The sequence below is a fragment of the Stakelama marina genome (assembly GCF_018122655.1).
GTDB lineage: Bacteria > Pseudomonadota > Alphaproteobacteria > Sphingomonadales > Sphingomonadaceae > Sphingomonas > Sphingomonas marina.
The window spans coordinates 62,179-79,236 of record NZ_JAGRQC010000002.1 but is presented as its reverse complement, the minus strand read 5'-3'; the positions used below and the strand labels follow the sequence as shown (position 1 = coordinate 79,236).

The window sequence follows — 17,058 nt, the reverse complement described above, 5'->3', positions numbered from 1 at the left end:
CGTCGTGGCCGGTGGAGAGAATGCTTTCCGCCGGTCACGTCCGCGTCTATTCTGCGGCCGAGGTCGAGTTGTCCATGTCGCGCAAGATTCTGCTGATCGAAGATGATGCGGCCGCCGCTGACTATGTCCGCAAGGGGCTGAGCGAAGCGGGATTCCTCGTCGAAACCAGCGCCAACGGCCGCGACGGGCTGTTCCTCGCCAGCGAAGGCATTTTCGATGCGATGGTCGTCGACAGGATGGTGCCCGGCCTCGACGGGTTGTCGGTCATTGCGGCTGCCCGTGCCGCTGGAATCGCGACGCCGGCGCTGATCCTGTCGGCGCTGGGAACGGTCGACGACCGCGTCCAGGGCCTCCGCGCCGGTGCTGACGATTATCTGACGAAACCCTTTTCCTTTGCCGAGCTCCTGGCGCGTGTCGAGGCGCTGTTGCGGCGCGCGACCCCGATATTGGCGCCGGGTGACGATCGGCTGACCATCGGCGATCTGGAACTCGATCTGCGGGCGCGCAAGGCATCGCGCGGCGGCCGTGCTATTGCGCTCGGCGCGAAGGAATTTGCGCTGCTCACCTATCTCGCGCGCAATGTCGGTCAGGTCGTGACGCGCACGATGATGCTGGAGAAGATCTGGGATTATCATTTCGATCCGGGGTCGAACGTCGTCGATGTCCATATCGGGCGCTTGCGGCGAAAGATCGACGAAGGATTTGATACGGCACTGCTGCACACGGTGCGCGGCGCGGGTTATATGCTGTCGGCCGACGGCTGATGCGGCTGTCGATCACGGCGCGCCTGGCGCTGCTGACCGCGGCGCTGACGCTGGTTTCGGCGCTGACGCTGGTCGGCTTCATCTGGCAACAGACGCATGACGATGCGATCGGGGCGTTGCGACGAAACACTATCGAGCAGTCGGACACTCTGGTTTCCGTATGGAAATCGGGCGGGCTTCCAGCTCTGCGCGATGCGCTCGACGACGATGCCCAGGCCGGGGACGCTTCGCTGATTGCGGAGATCGTCGACCGGAAGGGGCGGATCGTGGCTGGGGCCGGCCCCGAGCAGATCGACGTCGCCCTGACCAGGACGCCGTTCGCCATCGGACATATTTCGCGATCGCAACCCTGGTCGGGCCGGGAAGTGGGATTTGCCGTCCGCCGGACCGGATCGATGTGGCTGGTGACGGGGCGGCTGCTCGACGATTGGGAGCGTGCGCAGCGTACCATCGCGCGCGCGCTGTTCCTTGCGCTCGGGCTGGCGGTGGTGCTGGGCGTCGCGGGCGGGCTGATCGTCACACGCTATGTGACGCGGAGGATTTACCGGATCGCCGACGTGGTCGATGCGGTAGCCGATGGCGCGATGGATCGCCGTATCGGCCCGCTTCCCGGGGGCGGTGATGCGTTCGACCGACTGGCGCAGCAGATCGACGGGATGCTCGACCGGATCGACATGTTGATCGGCGAGCTGCGGCTCGTCACCGACAGCGTCGCGCATGATCTGCGTTCGCCGATAGCCCGGTTGCGCGCCCGCGCGGAGATCGCCTCGACCGCGGCCGAGGGCGAAGATCGCGATTCAGCGCTCGCCGCGCTGATCACCGATGCCGACCTGGTGACGCGGATGCTGGCGACATTGCTGGAGATCAGCAGGTCTCAGGCGTTGCGGTGCGATACGCTGACATTGCAGCAGCCGGAGCGCCTGACCGAGGAGATCGCCGAACTCTACGCCCCGGTGGTGGAGGAGGCGGGGCGCAACTTCTCGGTGTCGATCACCGGTCCGCCGCCCGAACCGTTGCCGCTCCACAGGGAGCTGCTCTCGCAGGCGCTCGCCAATCTGATCGACAATGCCATCGCCCATGCCGACGGCGGAACGCGCGTGTCGCTTATGCTGGAAAATATGGGTGGCGAGATCAGGATCTCGGTCGGCGACAATGGACCGGGCATCGCCGATGGCGAGCGCGAAAACGCATTGCGCAGGTTCGGCCGGCTCGATGCTGCGCGAAGCCGGCCGGGTGCCGGGCTCGGCCTGTCGCTGGTTCAGGCGGTGGCACGGCTGCACGGCGGCAGGCTTGAACTTGGCGACAATGCGCCGGGGCTGGTCGCGTCGATCATCCTGCCCGCGCGTCGCGGGGCAGAGCGGCACGAATGAAGGATGAAACCATGCTTGCCGCTTGACAGCGCCGCGGTCGCTTGACAGGCGCGTCCAGCAGCCCTAGTTGGGCTGTCTTCCGAGGGCACCGGTGATTCCGGCGGCGCGACTGTGCGCTTGCCGGTTACTTGCATTCTCGGGAAATTCAACGCGACGAGATGGGACGCAATGCTGCCATGCGGCGTCCCGTGGAGCTGGGAGAACAGATTTCATGGCACGTATCGCGGGTGTAAATATCCCGACCAACAAGCGCGTAGTGATCGCGCTCCAATATATCCACGGCATTGGCCAGGCCAAAGCCAAGGAGATCACCGAACAGCTGAAGATCGCGCCCGAGCGTCGGGTTCAGGATCTGACCGATCAGGAAGTGCTGCAGATTCGCGAGGCGATCGACGCCGGTTACACCGTCGAGGGTGACCTGCGCCGCGAGACTGCGATGAACATCAAGCGGCTGATGGATCTGGCCTGCTATCGCGGCCTGCGTCACCGTAAGGGTCTTCCGGTTCGTGGCCAGCGCACGCACACCAATGCGCGCACCCGCAAGGGCAAGGCCAAGCCGATCGCAGGCAAGAAGAAGTAAGAAATTCGTCCTGGGGGCGAATTTCGCTTTTTCTCCGCCGGAGGCAGGCAAGGCGGACCGCCCACTGGCTGCCGTATTGAACTTCAGGTCAGGAACACCAAATGGCACGTGAACCACAGCGTATTCGCAGGCGCGAGCGCAAGAACATCTCGGCAGGCGTTGCCCATGTGAACGCCAGCTTCAACAACACCATGATCACGATCACCGATGCGCAGGGCAATGCGATTTCGTGGTCGTCGGCGGGCATGATGGGCTTCAAGGGGTCGCGCAAGTCGACGCCGTATGCCGCCCAGGTCGCCGCCGAGGACGCCGGCAAGAAGGCCGCCGATCACGGTGTCCGCACGCTCGAGGTAGAGGTCAAGGGTCCGGGTTCGGGCCGCGAGTCGGCGCTTCGCGCGCTGCAGGCGGTCGGTTTCCAGATCACCTCGATCCGCGACGTGACTTCGATCCCGCACAATGGCGTGCGTCCCTCGAAGCGTCGCCGCGTCTGACTTTTTGCCGTCGCTCGCCTCGGCTGTCCGCATTCAGGGCGCCGGGGCGGTTTCGGATTTCATGGCGGGAACCGGCCCCTTTTCCCGCCCAACCTAGGGGAAGCCCGTGTCTGTCAACGCAAAGAACTGGCAGGAACTCAAAAAGCCCAACGGCCTGGAGAAGAAGGCTGGTGGCGACTCCAAGCGCAAGGCGACCTTCGTCGCCGAGCCGCTCGAGCGTGGCTTCGGTCTGACGCTCGGCAACGCACTGCGCCGCGTATTGCTGTCGTCGCTTCAGGGTGCGGCAGTCACCTCGATCAAGATCGAGAATGTGCTGCACGAATTCTCCTCGCTCGCCGGTGTGCGCGAGGACGTGACCGACATCGTCCTCAACGTGAAGCAGATCGCGCTCAAGATGGAAGGCGAAGGTCCCAAGCGGCTACAGCTTTCGGCGACCGGCCCGGCCGAGGTGAAGGCCGGCGACATCGCGGTGTCGGGCGATATCGAGGTGATGAATCCCGATCTCGTCATCTGCCATCTCGACGACGGCGCGACGCTCAACATGGAGCTCACCGCCGACACCGGTAAGGGCTATGTCCCCGCCGTCCAGAACCGCCCGGCCGACGCGCCGATCGGCCTGGTTCCGGTCGACGCGCTCTACTCGCCGGTTCGCCAGGTGTCGTACAAGGTCGACCCGACCCGCGTCGGTCAGGACCTCGATTATGACAAGCTGGCGCTGACGATCGAAACCGACGGCACCGTGACGCCCGAGGACGCGCTCGCCTATGCCGCGCGCATCCTGCAGGACCAGCTCTCGCTGTTCGTCCACTTCGACGACTCCGCGCTCGCCGCGGCCCAGCCCGCCGGCGCTACCCAGCAGGCGCAGGAAGGCGAGGGCGACACCGCGCAGATCAACCGTTACCTTCTCAAGAAGGTCGACGAGCTCGAACTGTCGGTGCGTTCGGCGAACTGCCTGAAGAACGACAACATCATCTATATCGGCGACCTGGTCCAGAAGACCGAGGCCGAGATGCTCCGCACGCCGAACTTCGGCCGCAAGAGCCTCAACGAGATCAAGGAAGTGCTCTCGTCGATGGGTCTGCGCCTCGGCATGGACATCCCCGGCTGGCCGCCGGAGAATATCGAGGAAATGGCCAAGAAGCTCGAGCAAGAGATTCTGGGCTGATGCAACGGGGCCGGGCTTCGCTCCGGTCCCTTTCGCATATCAGGGGCTGATGGGCGGTGGCCCCGTAATCACCGCCTGGTCTGGGGTACCTGGAAAGGCGATGGTCGTCTTTCGCGCGGCCCCTTAACGAACGAAGGAAGACCAACATGCGTCATCGTATGGGCGGCCGTAAGCTGCAACGTACCTCTAGCCACCGCGCGGCCCTGTTCCGCAACATGTCGGCGGCTCTCATCAAGCATGAACAGATCACCACCACGCTCGCCAAGGCGAAGGAGCTTCGCCCCTATGTCGAGAAGCTCGTGACGCTGGCCAAGAAGGGCGGCCTGTCGAATCGTCGTCTCGCGCATTCGCGCCTGCTCGACGACGCGCAGCTGACCAAGCTGTTCGACACGCTCGCCGACCGCTATGCCGACCGCAAGGGTGGCTATACCCGCATTATCAAGGCCGGCATCCGCGCCTCGGACGCGTCGCCGATGGCGATCATCGAGTTCGTCGACCGCGACGTTGACGCCAAGGGCCAGGATTCGGGTCCGGTGATGGACGATGCGGACTTCGAAGACGCGGCCTGATTTCGGTACGCTTCGAACCGCTTGAGAAGGAGGCCGGCCCTTTCTAGGGTGTGGCCTCTTTTTCGTTTCGGGGGAACGTTATGCGTCGTCTCAGCCTGCTTGCCTTGCCGCTGCTTTTCGTCACTGCGCCGCAACCGGCGTTCGCCCAATCCAGCCCGGAGACTTCGTCCGATATGACCGCACCGCTCGACTATCCCGAAACCCGCCGCGGCGATGTCGTCGAGGATCATTTCGGGATCAAGGTCGCCGACCCGTATCGGTGGCTCGAAAATGACGTGCGCGAGGACAAGGAAGTCGCCGACTGGGTCGCGGCTGAGAACAAGGTCACCGATGCCTATCTGGCAACGCTGCCAGGACGCGACATATTCAGAAAGCGGCTGAGGGACCTGATCGATTACGAACGCTTCGGCCTGCCGGTCGAGAAGGGCGGCCATTATTTCTATAGCCACAATACGGGGCTGCAGAATCAGGCGGTGCTGTTTGTACGCGACACGATCGATGGCAAGGGGCGCGTGCTGATCGATCCCAATAGCTGGTCGAAGGACGGCGCGACCGCGCTCGCCGAGTGGGTGCCGTCGGAGGACGGGACCAAGCTGATCTATTCGATCCAGGACGGCGGTACCGACTGGCGTACGGTCAGGATACTCGACGTCGCCACGGGCAAGACGCTGGACGACAAGGTCGAATGGGTGAAATTCTCGGCGCTGGCATGGGCGAAAGACGGCTCCGGCTTCTATTATTCGCGCTTTCCCGAGCCTGCCGAGGGCGAGAAATTTCAGGCAACCAACGAGAACCAGGCGGTCTATTTTCACAAGCTCGGCACCGAGCAGGCGGCGGACAGGCAGATCTATGCGACGCCGGACCACCCGAAATATGGCCATTATGCGAGCGTCACCAACGACGGCGACTGGCTCGTCATCACGACCACCGAAGGTACCGACAATCGCTACGCGGTGACCGTGCTCGACCTGACCGATCCGAATGCAAAGCCGCGCACGATCATTCCCAAGCTGGAAAACGAATGGTCGGCGGTGGGCAATCGCGGCTCGCAATTCTTCTTCGAAACGAACAAGGATGCGCCGCGCGGGCGGATCGTGACGATGGACGTCGCCGCGGCCGATCCGATCGCCACGGTCAAGGAACTGGTGCCGCAGTCCGACGCCACGCTGCAGGGCGCGAGCATGGTCGGCGGCAAGCTGTTCGCCAGCTATCTGGTCGATGCCAAGACCGAGGTTCGCCGCTATGCGCTCGATGGCGCGGCCGATGGCACCGTGCCGCTGCCCGGCATCGGCACCGCCAGCGGATTTGGCGGCGATCAGGACCAGAAGGACACCTTCTTCGCCTTTACCAGTTTCGCCACGCCGACGACGATCTATCACTATGACGTCGCGAGCGGCGAGGCGACGCCCTGGGCCAAGCCCGATGTCGATTTCGATCCCGATCAATATGACGTCGCGCAGCGCTTCTACACGTCGAAGGACGGCACGCGGGTGCCGATGTTCATTGTCCATAAAAAGGGCATCACCAAGCCGGCGCCGACGCTGCTTTATGGCTATGGCGGGTTCAACGTTCCGGTTCTGCCGGCCTTTTCTTCGACAAGACTGGCGTGGATGGAGCAGGGCGGTGTGCTCGCGGTCGCCAATCTTCGCGGTGGCGGCGAATATGGCAAGGCGTGGCACGATGCCGGGCGGCTGCACAACAAACAGAATGTATTCGACGATTTCATCGCCGCAGCCGAAGACCTGATCGCGCAGGGCGTGACGACCCGCGATCAGCTTGCCATCCAGGGCGGATCGAATGGCGGCCTGCTCGTCGGTGCGGTGACCAATCAGCGCCCCGACCTGTTCGCGGCCGCGCTTCCCGAGGTCGGCGTGATGGACATGCTGCGCTTCGACAAGTTCACTGCGGGGCGCTATTGGGTCGATGATTACGGCTATCCGGAAAGGGAAGCCGATTTCAAATATCTCTACAAATATTCGCCCTATCACAACATCCATTCGGGTGAGAATTACCCGGCGATCATGGCGCTGACCGCCGACACCGACGACCGCGTCGTACCGGGCCACACGTTCAAATATACCGCGCGGCTCCAGCATGCCGATATCGGCGACAAGCCGCATATCGTCCGTATCGAGACGCGCGCCGGCCACGGTTCGGGCAAGCCTACCGACAAGATCATCGAGGAATATGCCGATATGTGGGCCTTTGCCGCGAAGTGGACGGGCATGAAGGTGACGGCGCAGTAACGGTTCAGCATCCCGACAGCCCGACTCGCGCATACCGGCGTCACAACAACGCCTTGCATGAGGAGTCGGGCGATGCGGATGGTTCGGATTTTGGGAGCGGCGGCGGCGAGTGTGGCGATGGCGGCGACCGCGGTGCCGGCGCAGGCACAGGATTGGCACGGTCGCCATCATCACCGGCATTATGATCGTGATCGCGGGCTCGATGGTGGCGCGCTGTTGATCGGTGCGCTGATCGCGGGCGGCGCGGTTGCGCTCGCCTCTTCGATCGACCGGGGCAACCGACAATATGAGCAGGCGCCGCCTCCACCCCCACCACGCCGCGATTCGGGCTATTACCGCGACGTTCCGCCGCCACCGCCGGAATATGGCTATGACGCGCCGCAGCCTGGTTATGGCGATGACGATGACGGTTATTATGCGGCTCCGGACGACGGTTATGACGGCGGCTACCGCGTTGCGCCCGACATATATGGCGACGACGGATATTGATCGCTGCTGAGCAGGATACCCCGCCCGCTTTACACGCGCGGCGGGGCTTTCTATCGCGCTTCCATGATCGCCCAACCCTCCGACTCAATCCTTATCGTCGATTTCGGCAGCCAGGTAACGCAGCTGATCGCGCGCCGCGTGCGCGAAGCCGGTGTCTACAGCGAAATCGCGCCCTTCAACATGGCCGAAGAGGCTTTCGAGCGGCTGAAGCCAAAGGGTATCATCCTCTCGGGCAGCCCGGCTTCGGTCCCCGAAGAGGGCAGCCCGCGCGCGCCGCAAGTCATCTTCGACAGCGGTCTTCCGATCCTGGGTATCTGCTACGGCCAGCAGACGATGATGGCGCAACTCGGCGGCGCGGTGGAAGCAGGCGATTCGGGTGAGTTCGGTCGCGCCTTCATCGAAATCGAGGATAGCTGCGAGCTGTTCGACGGCATGTGGCGCGAGGGCGAACAGCATCAGGTCTGGATGAGCCACGGCGACAAGGTCACCGAGCTTGCGCCGGGTTTCCGCATCGTCGCATCGAGCCCCGGCGCGCCCTTCGCCGTCATCGCCGACGACGAACGCCGTTATTACGGCATGCAGTTCCACCCCGAGGTCGTCCACACCCCCGACGGCGCGAAGCTGATCGCCAATTTCGCGCGCCATGTCTGCGGCCTCGCCGGCGACTGGACGATGGCCGAGTTCCGCGACGCCAAGATCGCCGAGATCCGCGAGCAGGTCGGCGACGGCAAGGTCATTTGCGGCCTGTCGGGCGGTGTCGATTCGGCGGTCGCGGCGGTGCTGATCCACGAGGCGATCGGCGAGCAGCTGACCTGCGTCTTCGTCGATCACGGACTGATGCGCGCGGGCGAGGCCGAACAGGTCGTCAGCCTGTTCCGCGGCAGCTACAACATCCCGCTCGTCCATGTGAATGCCGAGACGCTGTTCCTGAAGGGGCTGTCGGGCGTCACCGATCCCGAGCTCAAGCGCAAGTTCATCGGCAAGACCTTCATCGACGTGTTCGAGGACGAGGCGAAGAAGATCGGCGGCGCCGATTTCCTCGCTCAGGGCACGCTCTACCCCGACGTCATCGAAAGCGTCAGCTTCACCGGCGGGCCGAGCGTCACCATCAAGAGCCACCACAATGTCGGCGGCCTGCCCGAGCGCATGAACATGAAGCTCGTCGAGCCCTTGCGCGAACTGTTCAAGGACGAGGTCCGCGCGCTCGGCCGCGAACTCGGGCTTCCCGAAGTGTTCGTCGGGCGCCATCCGTTCCCCGGACCAGGCCTCGCGATCCGTATCCCCGGCGAAGTGTCGAAGGACCGCTGCGACATATTGCGCAAGGCCGATGCGATCTACCTCGAGGAAATCCGCGCAGCCGGCCTCTACGACGCGATCTGGCAGGCATTTGCCGTGCTCCTTCCGGTGCGCACGGTCGGCGTGATGGGCGACGGTCGCACCTATGACCATGTTCTGGCGCTGCGTGCGGTGACCTCGACCGACGGTATGACCGCCGAGGTTTTCCAGTTTCCCGGCGACTTCCTCGCCCGCGTGGCGACGCGTATCGTCAACGAAGTGCGCGGCGTGAACCGCGTAGTCTATGACTACACATCTAAGCCACCCGGCACGATCGAGTGGGAGTGAACCGTTCGCCCGGTTCGCCCGGCGGAGCAAGCTGCCGCAACCCCTTCATTCCGATCGACCAAGCGACTACAACCGCCCGAGAACATCGTGCGCTGCCATGCGCGCTCCGCACCAACCGAAGGACCGACCGATGACCGCCAATCCGCTGATCCGCGATATCCTGTGGCCGCTTACGCTCGCCATTTTTGCAGTGGCGGGTTCGATGGTCTTCGCCTGCATGACGCCCTTCGTCGCGGTCGCTACCGTCGCTGCGGTTACGATGGACGTGCGCCGCGGTGCGTTGACGGCGATGGGTTGCTGGCTGCTCAATCAGGCGTCGGGTTACTGCCTGTCCGGCTATCCGGTCGACACTTATTCGATCGGCTGGGGAGCGGCGCTGGGCGGCGGAACGATGCTGTCCTATTTGGTGGCGCGCCGGATGACCGGGGGCGAAGGCGCCACGCTGGTTCGCACTGCGATCGCTGCGGTCGCCGCCTATGTCGCCTATGAAGGGGCGCTTTATCTCGTTGCGCTCGCCTTTGGCGGGCTTCACACCTTCACCGCCGACATCGTGCTTGGCCTGGGGCTGAACAATGCCGTCTGGCTTGCCGCGCTGCTCGCAGCGCATTCCGTGCTGTCTAGCACTGCACCGCGCATGTTCGGCCGCCGCCTTCGCCTCGCGTGACAAGACCCGGGCGGCGAACCTCTCATTCGCCGCCGGTCTGAAAAAGGAATATCGCATGGCGCGCGCCGGGCTGTTGATCGCTTCGATTCTTGCCTTCGGGCTTGCAGCGTGCGGCGGCAACGATGCGGAACCGGCTCCAGCGGCAGATAATGTGGGCGCTGCGAACGCGGTATCGCAGGCTGGCGATACGATTCCTCAGCGCTTTGCGGGGACGTGGGACACAAGCGCCGATGCCTGCACAAGGCCGGACAGCGAGATGCGACTCGTCGTCAGCCGCGACCGACTGAAATTCTATGCGGGAACCGCGCGGGTTCGGTTGGTAACGCGTGCCGACGGCGAATTGGTCGTGGCCGCGACACTTGATAGCGAGGGCATGACCGAGGAACGCCAATATCGCCTGAGCCTTTCGGACGACGGCAAGCTGCGTGTCGTTGCCGATGCCGCCCGAACGATACGGGTGCGCTGTTGAGGGCACGCATCGCACTCGCTCTCACGGTCGCTATGGCGCTTGCCGGGTGCGGCGGGGGCGACGATGCGGCGACCCAGAATAACAGCACCGCCATCGCCGAGCCCGAGGCGACGCCGACGCCGGAGGATGACGGACCGCCCGTGGTTTCGCCGACGCCCGCGCCAGGGAGTGCCGCGGTTTCCATTCCGCCGCCCCCGCGCGAGGGGCGCTGGTATATCCGGCAGGACCCGGACGGCATGACTGCGGTTTTCGGGCCGCCGAAAGGCGAAGGCAGCCTGAGCGTCCGATGCGACGCGCCGGGGCGGCAACTGATATTCTATCGGCTCGCGCAGCCCGACAGCGAGGCTCCGGTCGCGCTCAACCTGTTCCTGCCCAGCGGCAACACGTTGCTGCGCGCATTTCCCGAAACCGAAGACCATCCGGGCTATTACGGCCGAATGCCGCTTCGCGAACCGTGGCTGAAGACATTGCTGGCGGCGCGTGGAACGATCGAGAGCGATCTTGACGGGCGCGACCCGCTTTCGGTTCCGGTTGCGCCCGAGCTGAAGCAGGTCGTTGCGCATTGCCGCGCAGCACAGCAGAAGGGCAAGCCATGACGGTAACGATCAACGGAATCCGCAACTGCGAGCAAGTTCAAGGAGCTGTAAACGCTGTATGACCGCTTTCGTGAGATAGTGAGGCTGGCGTTGATGACCGGTTTTGGGGTGGTTTTCAGACTGGCGGGTTTTGGACGAGTAAGCCGCCGTCGGCAGCGGTAACCGGGACTCTGGCAGGGGCAAGAAACTACTCCGTAGCGGACGTGCGTCGGAAGTGGCATCATCGCCACCATGATCCTGCGAAGTTCCTTTCTAGCGATTGTCTTTGGATTGGGCCTTTTTCCGACTCCATCCAACCCCGCATCGTTCTCCTCACAGTTATGCCCGTCGAATTCTCATCTCGCGGCCCTGCTCGCTGGGTCCGATATCGTGCTGATCGGCAAAATGGATGTGCCGAAGCAGCGCCTTGCCGAGGAGGCGCAGAAAACATCGCCGGAGTATCTAGACATTCCTGTCGAGGTAGAGAGCGTAGTGAAGGGCGAGGATATGAGAAGCGCGATCGTCCGCTTCTATCCTCAAGACGCTGCATATAAGCCGTCGAATGATGCGATGCTCGGCCTTGCGGACAAACGGGCAATTCTTTTTCTCCAGAGAGTGGATGAGGGACCAGTAGGTCTCTATTTCGCTGGCTACACGCAAAACGCTTTGCAACTGGCAACTGATCTGACGGTGGCCGCTACCCGAGCAGAGGCTTCGCGGCAGACGCGGATACTCGCCTCCTGGCAAGCTGACACGAAATCACCGCATTTCGCAGAAGTGCGCACACTCATCGCCCGTTTCGGTCACGTCAGCGGTGATCGGCAACAGCGCATATTCGATCGGCTCGAAGCGCTCGGTAAGCCAGCGGTGCCCGCGATTATCGCTCAAATGGATGACCGGCGCTCTTTGCGCACGCACTCCATTTCTTTTGTGAACCACGCTCCAGACGCTTTCGAGGGGGTCCGTCATTACCGCCCAGAGAAAGTGGTGGATGGACTTGATGCGGTCCTTAATCAAATCACTGGCGAGAGTTTTGTGTCGATTGTGAACGGCGGGTCGAACAGAGAGCGTGATGCAACGGTTGCTGGATGGCGGCTCTATGCTGCAGACCTCGCCTGTAAAAAGGAGAAGTAGGGATATACGGTTGTTCCGCTACGGCAGGTTCCCACCCATTTTCGGCCATTCCGCACGAGCCTTTGCGACCTAGCCGAGCGACCGCTTTCTGATGACACAGCGGGCACCGCAAACGTCCGCCTCTGGGGCGTTAGCTGTAAGCCTGCTTACAGGAAATTGGGGTCACCAACTGTCGTGGTTTGTGGCATATCGAACTGAGCCGTTCGCGGATCAATTAGCTGGGAAAATCAATGTCCAAGGCCGAATTATATGGCATTCGCAACTGCGACACGATGAAGAAGGCCTTTGCGTGGCTGGACGAGCATCATATCGCCTATCAGTTTCACGATTATAAGAAGGAAGGGGCCGACCCCGCCCGGCTCGCGCACTGGTGCGAAATCGCGGGATGGGAAACGCTGCTCAATCGCCGGGGCACGACGTTCCGCAAGTTGTCCGACGCCGACAAGGCCGATCTGGACGAGAGCAGCGCCATTGCGCTGATGGCCGCGCAACCGTCGATGATAAAGCGGCCGGTGATCGAATATCCGGGTGGTCTGATCGTCGGATTCAAACCCGACGACTATGCCGAGGCGCTGCTCTAGGGCGCTTGATCCTGACGATTGCAGTTGCAATCTTTTTCAATTGCGGGATGATTTCTGCCCCTGATAGGGGAGAAATGTCATGGATGCCGTTATAAGGCGCAAACCGCCGGCATGGTTCTGGGCAGTCGCGATCATATTGACGCTTTGGGGCGCGATGGGCGTGTACGGATTCTATTCCGACATGACGATGAGCGCGGACCAGGTGGCGAGGCTTTCCGATTATGATCGGGCGTTCCGGGCGAATACGCCGGCGTGGCAATATTGGGTCAACGGAATTGCCGTGTGGAGCGGCCTTCTGGGATCGGTGCTGCTGCTGTTCCGGCGGCGCATCGCGCATGCACTGTATGTAATCTCGCTGATCGCCGTCGTCGTGCTGTTCGCCTATGTGCTCGTGGCGACCGACCTGATCGCGGAGAAGGGCGCAGCGGTGACGATCTTTCCGATCATCATCGTCCTGATCGCGGTGCTTCAGGTCTGGTTCGCGCGAATGGCGACGCGGCGCGGCTGGATTTCCTAGCCTTCCCAGCGGAACACCTCTTCGAGCGGCTTGCCGAAGACCTGCGCGATGCGGAAAGCCGCTTCGAGGCTGGGCGAATATTTGCCGGACTCGATTGCGGCGATCGTCTGGCGCGTGACGCCGATCCGTTCGCCGAGTTCGGCCTGCGTCATTTCGCCGGCAAGGAAGCGCAGCGTGCGGATGTCGTTGCTGATCGGAGGGGCGGCCATCAATAGCCCCGCCGATAGTTCCAGGCTTCGCTGCCATAGCGCACGATTTCGGCGATCGCGAGGATGCTGACCAGCGCGTTCGCCGCCTGGAACATGTTCGAACCGGACACCGCGAGGATGATTATTCCGCAGACGCCGGAGATCATCACGCCATAGGCGCGCGACCGGCCGATGCGCCGTATCGCCAGGTCGCGTTCGTCCGAAGCGCCGGCCTCTTGCGGAGCGGAAACTGTCGCGACGATCGCGCCGACAATCGCCAGCACGATCATCAGGATCGTCATGCCGATCAATGCCGGCACCAGCGCTTCGACCGGCGCATCCCAGCCTGCCGAGGAAGTGACCGAGCGAAGCATAAGCAGATAGACGGCATAGCCGCCGACCGTGGTTGCCAGCAGCGCCCATGCGAGCTTTTCCCGAAAGGCCATACGCTTCCTCCATGTTCATAATATACGACTCAATGTAAAATATATATAACATGTAGTCAAGTTTAATGAACGTCGTGCCGCGTTGCGCTTGGCGCGGGGGCGGCGAGCGCCTAGAGCGCTCGCCATGTCCACGACCTACACGATCGACAGTTCGACGAGCCGCGCGACGCCGGTTTCCGCGCCGATGAAACGGCTGACCGTACCGGCGATCCGCAAGCGCAAGGGCGCCGACAACGAACCGCTGGTAATGCTGACGGCCTATACGGTTCGCATGGCGCAACTGCTCGATCCGCATTGCGACATGCTGCTGGTCGGCGACAGCCTGGGGCAGGTGATCTACGGCCTGCCGTCGACGGTGCCGGTGACGCTGGAGATGATGGCCGCGCATGGCGCGGCAGTCGTGCGTGGCAGCTATCATGCGCTCGTCGTGATCGACATGCCGTTCGGCAGTTACGAGGCGTCGCCCGAAAAGGCGTTCGAAAGCGCATCGTGGCTCCTCAAACAGACCGGCGCCGCGGCCGTGAAGATGGAAGGCGGTGCGGCAATGGCCGACACCGTCCGCTTCCTTTCCGAGCGCGGAATTCCGGTCATGGGCCATGTCGGCCTGACGCCGCAGGCGGTGAACATGCTTGGCGGCTATGGCGCACGCGGCCGCAGCGATGCGGAGGCGGAAAAGATCGTCGGCGATGCCGCCGCTGTGGCGGAGGCTGGCGCCTTCGCTGTCGTGGTCGAAGGCGTGGTCGAACCCATCGCGATCGAGGTGACGCAGCGCATCGGTTGCCCGGTCATCGGGATCGGCGCATCGAAGGCGTGTGACGGGCAGGTGCTCGTGGCCGAGGACATGCTCGGCCTGTTCGAACGCACGCCGCGTTTCGTGAAGAAATTCGACGATATGGCCGGCCGCATTTCCGCCGCGGTTGAACGCTATGCGGCCGATGTTCGGGCGCGGAGCTTTCCCGGCGAGGAACAGGTTTACGCGCCCAAAAACTGATCTAGGTTTTCTGGTGCCGCGCGGCTAAGGTCCGCGGCCTTCACCCGCATCCCTCTGATGGAGCTTTTCCTTGGCGTTGTCCCCCGAATCCAACGAAGCATTTTTTCGCGAAGTCGATGAGGAAATGCGGCGCGACCAGCTGACCGAATTCGGCCGGCGCTGGGGCAAATGGATCGCGGTGCTGATCGTGGTCGTCATCGTCGCCGTCGGCGGCTGGATGTACTGGCACACGCACAATCAGAGCACCGCGGAGCAGCGCGGCGAGAAGTTCGATACGGCGCTGGAAGCGCTGGCCGCCGACAATTCTGACAAGGCGCAGAAACCGCTCGCCGAACTCGCCCAGTCCGATAGCGAAGGCTACCGCGCGATGGCGACGTTCGCGCAGGCCGATGCGCTCCTCAAGAAGGACGATGACAAGGGCGCGGCGAAGAAGTTTGCCGCAATCGCCAATGACCAGAGCCTGGCCAAGCCGTATCGCGACCTCGCGACGATCCGCCAGACCGCGGTTGAGTTCGACACGCTGAAGCCCGACGCGATCATCCAGCGGCTGCGCGCGCTCGCCAACAAGCAGAGCCCGTGGTTCGGCAGCGCCGGGGAGATGGTCGCGCTCGCCTATCTGCGCGCCAACCGGCCCGATCTGGCGAGCAAGATGTTCAGCGATATTGCCGCTGCCGACAATGTGCCCGAATCGATCCGGCAACGTGCGGTTCAGATGGCGGGCGTATTGGATACCGAGGCTGCGGCGCAGAAAAAGGGCGCCGGCAAGCAGAGCGACGGCGACGCGAATACGAAGGAAAAGACTGCGGGATGATGAAGAAGGCGAAGACGACTGTCGCACTGTCGGCGCTGATCGCGCTCAGCGCATGTGGTATTTTCAAGGGCGGCAAGAAGACGACGCCGGTGCTTGGCGAGCGCGTGCCGATCCTTGTCACCGAAAATTCGATCAAGCCTGACGAGACGATCGCCAACGTGCCGGTCACCGTGCCCGCGCCGACCGCGAATGCCAACTGGACGCAGCCCGGCGGCGACGCGCCCAAGGCGATGGGCAACCTCGCGCTTGGCGACACGCTCAGCCAGGCTTGGACGGCGCAGATCCCCGGCGGATCTGACCGCGCGCATCTTGCCGCCGCGCCGGTCGTCGCAGATGGGCATCTGTACGTCATGGATACCGAGGGTGCGGTCCACGCCTTTGCCGCCGACAATGGCAGCCAGGTCTGGGTGCACAAGACGAGCAACAATACCGAAAATGCCCGCTCGCTGTTCGGCGGCGGTGTCAGCTTCGAAAACGGCAAGCTCTACGCGACCAACGGTCTTGGCGACGTGGTCGCGATGAATGCGGCCGATGGCAGCGAAATCTGGCGGCAGAAGCCGGGTTCGGGCGGTCCGCTGCGCGGGTCGCCGACGCTCGCCAATGGCAATGTCTATGTGCTGAGCCAGGACAATCAGCTGTTCGCGCTGTCGCAGGCTGACGGCCATGTCGTGTGGACGCAGTCGGGGTCGCTCGAATCGCAGGGCGTCTTTGGCGTCGCGGCGCCGGCGGCAGCGCGCGGGACCGTCGTCGCGGGCTTTTCCTCGGGTGAGCTCAACGCCTATCGCTACGAGAACGGCAATCAGCTTTGGGGCGACAGCCTTTCGCGGTCGAGCATCTCGATATCGGTGTCGTCGCTCGCCGATATCGATGCCGATCCGGTGATCGACAACGATCAGGTCTATGCCGTGGGGCAGGGCGGTCGCATGGTCGCGCTCGACATCCTGAGCGGACGTCGGCTGTGGGAGCAGAATCTCGCGGGGATTTCGACGCCGTGGGTCGTCGGCGACTGGATTTATGTCGTTACCGATGATGGCAAGCTGCTCAACATGGCGCGCTCCACGGGCAAGGTGCGCTGGATTTCGCAGCTTCAGAACTATCGCAACATGAAGAAGAAGAAGGACCCGATCAGCTGGGTCGGGCCCGTCATGGCGGGCAACCGCCTGATCCTCGCCAATTCGGAAGGGCAGATCACCTCGGTTTCGCCGACCGACGGCGCCGTCGGCGCGACGATGACGACCAAGGGAAGCTTCTCGCTGTCGCCGGTAGTGGCGAACAACATGCTCTATATGCTGACCGACGGCGGGCGCATCATCGCCTATCGCTAGGTCCGGCAAAGGTTTGTTCGCGTCGTCGTGCCGGAATCGACCCGGCATGGCCACGCGCGC

The 17,058-nt window shown here is 63.2% G+C and carries 20 protein-coding genes; 18 read left to right on the top strand and 2 right to left on the bottom strand.

Translation table 11 applies throughout. The annotated features are described in order from the left end of the window. Window positions 1-74 precede the first annotated feature (74 nt). The 15 genes from J7S20_RS06775 (at window position 75) to J7S20_RS06705 (ending at window position 13,237) form a co-directional block, all read left to right on the top strand. Complete coding sequence (locus tag J7S20_RS06775; protein WP_284053489.1) at window positions 75-764, top strand: winged helix-turn-helix domain-containing protein; 690 nt, start codon at window positions 75-77, stop codon at window positions 762-764. Further along, a complete protein-coding gene (locus tag J7S20_RS06770) occupies window positions 764-2,134 on the top strand; it encodes a HAMP domain-containing sensor histidine kinase (protein ID WP_284053488.1) in 1,371 nt (456 codons plus the stop codon). The genes J7S20_RS06775 and J7S20_RS06770 overlap by 1 nt, the downstream gene beginning before the upstream one ends. 211 nt (window positions 2,135-2,345) lie before the next feature. Further along, on the top strand, window positions 2,346-2,714 hold the full coding sequence (gene rpsM, locus J7S20_RS06765; RefSeq protein ID WP_284053487.1) for a 30S ribosomal protein S13: 369 nt from the start codon (window positions 2,346-2,348) through the stop codon (window positions 2,712-2,714). 101 nt (window positions 2,715-2,815) lie between these two features. Then, window positions 2,816-3,205 (top strand): 30S ribosomal protein S11, encoded by a 390-nt coding sequence (rpsK, locus tag J7S20_RS06760; RefSeq protein ID WP_284053486.1) that lies wholly within the window; start codon window positions 2,816-2,818, stop codon window positions 3,203-3,205. Between the two features lie 106 nt (window positions 3,206-3,311). Further along, window positions 3,312-4,370, top strand: coding sequence for a DNA-directed RNA polymerase subunit alpha (locus J7S20_RS06755; protein WP_284053485.1), 1,059 nt, complete (start codon window positions 3,312-3,314; stop codon window positions 4,368-4,370). A gap of 146 nt (window positions 4,371-4,516) precedes the next feature. Continuing rightward, a complete protein-coding gene (gene rplQ, locus J7S20_RS06750; protein ID WP_284053484.1) occupies window positions 4,517-4,939 on the top strand; it encodes a 50S ribosomal protein L17 in 423 nt (140 codons plus the stop codon). 80 nt (window positions 4,940-5,019) lie between these two features. Further along, on the top strand, window positions 5,020-7,185 hold the full coding sequence (locus tag J7S20_RS06745; protein ID WP_284053483.1) for a prolyl oligopeptidase family serine peptidase: 2,166 nt from the start codon (window positions 5,020-5,022) through the stop codon (window positions 7,183-7,185). A gap of 72 nt (window positions 7,186-7,257) precedes the next feature. Then, window positions 7,258-7,674, top strand: coding sequence for a hypothetical protein (locus tag J7S20_RS06740; RefSeq protein WP_284053482.1), 417 nt, complete (start codon window positions 7,258-7,260; stop codon window positions 7,672-7,674). A gap of 63 nt (window positions 7,675-7,737) precedes the next feature. Continuing rightward, a complete protein-coding gene (gene guaA / locus J7S20_RS06735) occupies window positions 7,738-9,297 on the top strand; it encodes a glutamine-hydrolyzing GMP synthase (protein WP_284053481.1) in 1,560 nt (519 codons plus the stop codon). 130 nt (window positions 9,298-9,427) lie between these two features. Next, window positions 9,428-9,961, top strand: coding sequence for a hypothetical protein (locus tag J7S20_RS06730; protein WP_284053480.1), 534 nt, complete (start codon window positions 9,428-9,430; stop codon window positions 9,959-9,961). 55 nt (window positions 9,962-10,016) lie between these two features. Continuing rightward, the gene (locus tag J7S20_RS06725) at window positions 10,017-10,430 is read left to right on the top strand and encodes a hypothetical protein (RefSeq protein WP_284053479.1); all 414 of its coding nucleotides are present in this window, start codon (window positions 10,017-10,019) and stop codon (window positions 10,428-10,430) included. Continuing rightward, window positions 10,427-11,026 (top strand): hypothetical protein, encoded by a 600-nt coding sequence (locus J7S20_RS06720; protein WP_284053478.1) that lies wholly within the window; start codon window positions 10,427-10,429, stop codon window positions 11,024-11,026. Before J7S20_RS06725 ends, J7S20_RS06720 begins: the two co-directional genes overlap by 4 nt. A 369-nt stretch (window positions 11,027-11,395) precedes the next feature. Then, on the top strand, window positions 11,396-12,139 hold the full coding sequence (locus tag J7S20_RS06715) for a hypothetical protein (protein ID WP_284053477.1): 744 nt from the start codon (window positions 11,396-11,398) through the stop codon (window positions 12,137-12,139). 230 nt (window positions 12,140-12,369) lie between these two features. Beyond that, window positions 12,370-12,720, top strand: a complete 351-nt coding sequence (locus J7S20_RS06710; protein ID WP_284053476.1) for an ArsC family reductase — start codon at window positions 12,370-12,372, stop codon at window positions 12,718-12,720. A 79-nt stretch (window positions 12,721-12,799) separates the two neighbouring features. Next, window positions 12,800-13,237 (top strand): hypothetical protein, encoded by a 438-nt coding sequence (locus tag J7S20_RS06705; protein WP_284053475.1) that lies wholly within the window; start codon window positions 12,800-12,802, stop codon window positions 13,235-13,237. Here the strand turns inward: J7S20_RS06705 and J7S20_RS06700 are convergent. Both J7S20_RS06700 and J7S20_RS06695 read right to left on the bottom strand, forming a co-directional pair. Continuing rightward, window positions 13,234-13,446, bottom strand: coding sequence for a helix-turn-helix transcriptional regulator (locus J7S20_RS06700; RefSeq protein ID WP_430980914.1), 213 nt, complete (start codon window positions 13,444-13,446; stop codon window positions 13,234-13,236). The genes J7S20_RS06705 and J7S20_RS06700 overlap by 4 nt on opposite strands. Next, window positions 13,446-13,871 carry a hypothetical protein gene (locus J7S20_RS06695; protein ID WP_284054058.1) on the bottom strand — a complete coding sequence of 142 codons (426 nt, stop codon included), beginning with the start codon at window positions 13,869-13,871 and terminating at the stop codon, window positions 13,446-13,448. The genes J7S20_RS06700 and J7S20_RS06695 overlap by 1 nt, the downstream gene beginning before the upstream one ends. A gap of 124 nt (window positions 13,872-13,995) precedes the next feature. On the opposite strand from J7S20_RS06695, the gene panB reads away from it, so the two are divergent. The 3 genes from panB (at window position 13,996) to J7S20_RS06680 (ending at window position 16,998) form a co-directional block, all read left to right on the top strand. After that, a complete protein-coding gene (gene panB / locus J7S20_RS06690) occupies window positions 13,996-14,862 on the top strand; it encodes a 3-methyl-2-oxobutanoate hydroxymethyltransferase (RefSeq protein ID WP_284053474.1) in 867 nt (288 codons plus the stop codon). 70 nt (window positions 14,863-14,932) lie between these two features. After that, window positions 14,933-15,673: a tetratricopeptide repeat protein gene (locus tag J7S20_RS06685; protein WP_284053473.1), complete on the top strand. Its 741-nt coding sequence runs from the start codon at window positions 14,933-14,935 to the stop codon at window positions 15,671-15,673. Then, window positions 15,670-16,998: an outer membrane protein assembly factor BamB family protein gene (locus J7S20_RS06680; RefSeq protein WP_284053472.1), complete on the top strand. Its 1,329-nt coding sequence runs from the start codon at window positions 15,670-15,672 to the stop codon at window positions 16,996-16,998. Before J7S20_RS06685 ends, J7S20_RS06680 begins: the two co-directional genes overlap by 4 nt. The last annotated feature ends 60 nt before the right edge of the window (window positions 16,999-17,058 follow it).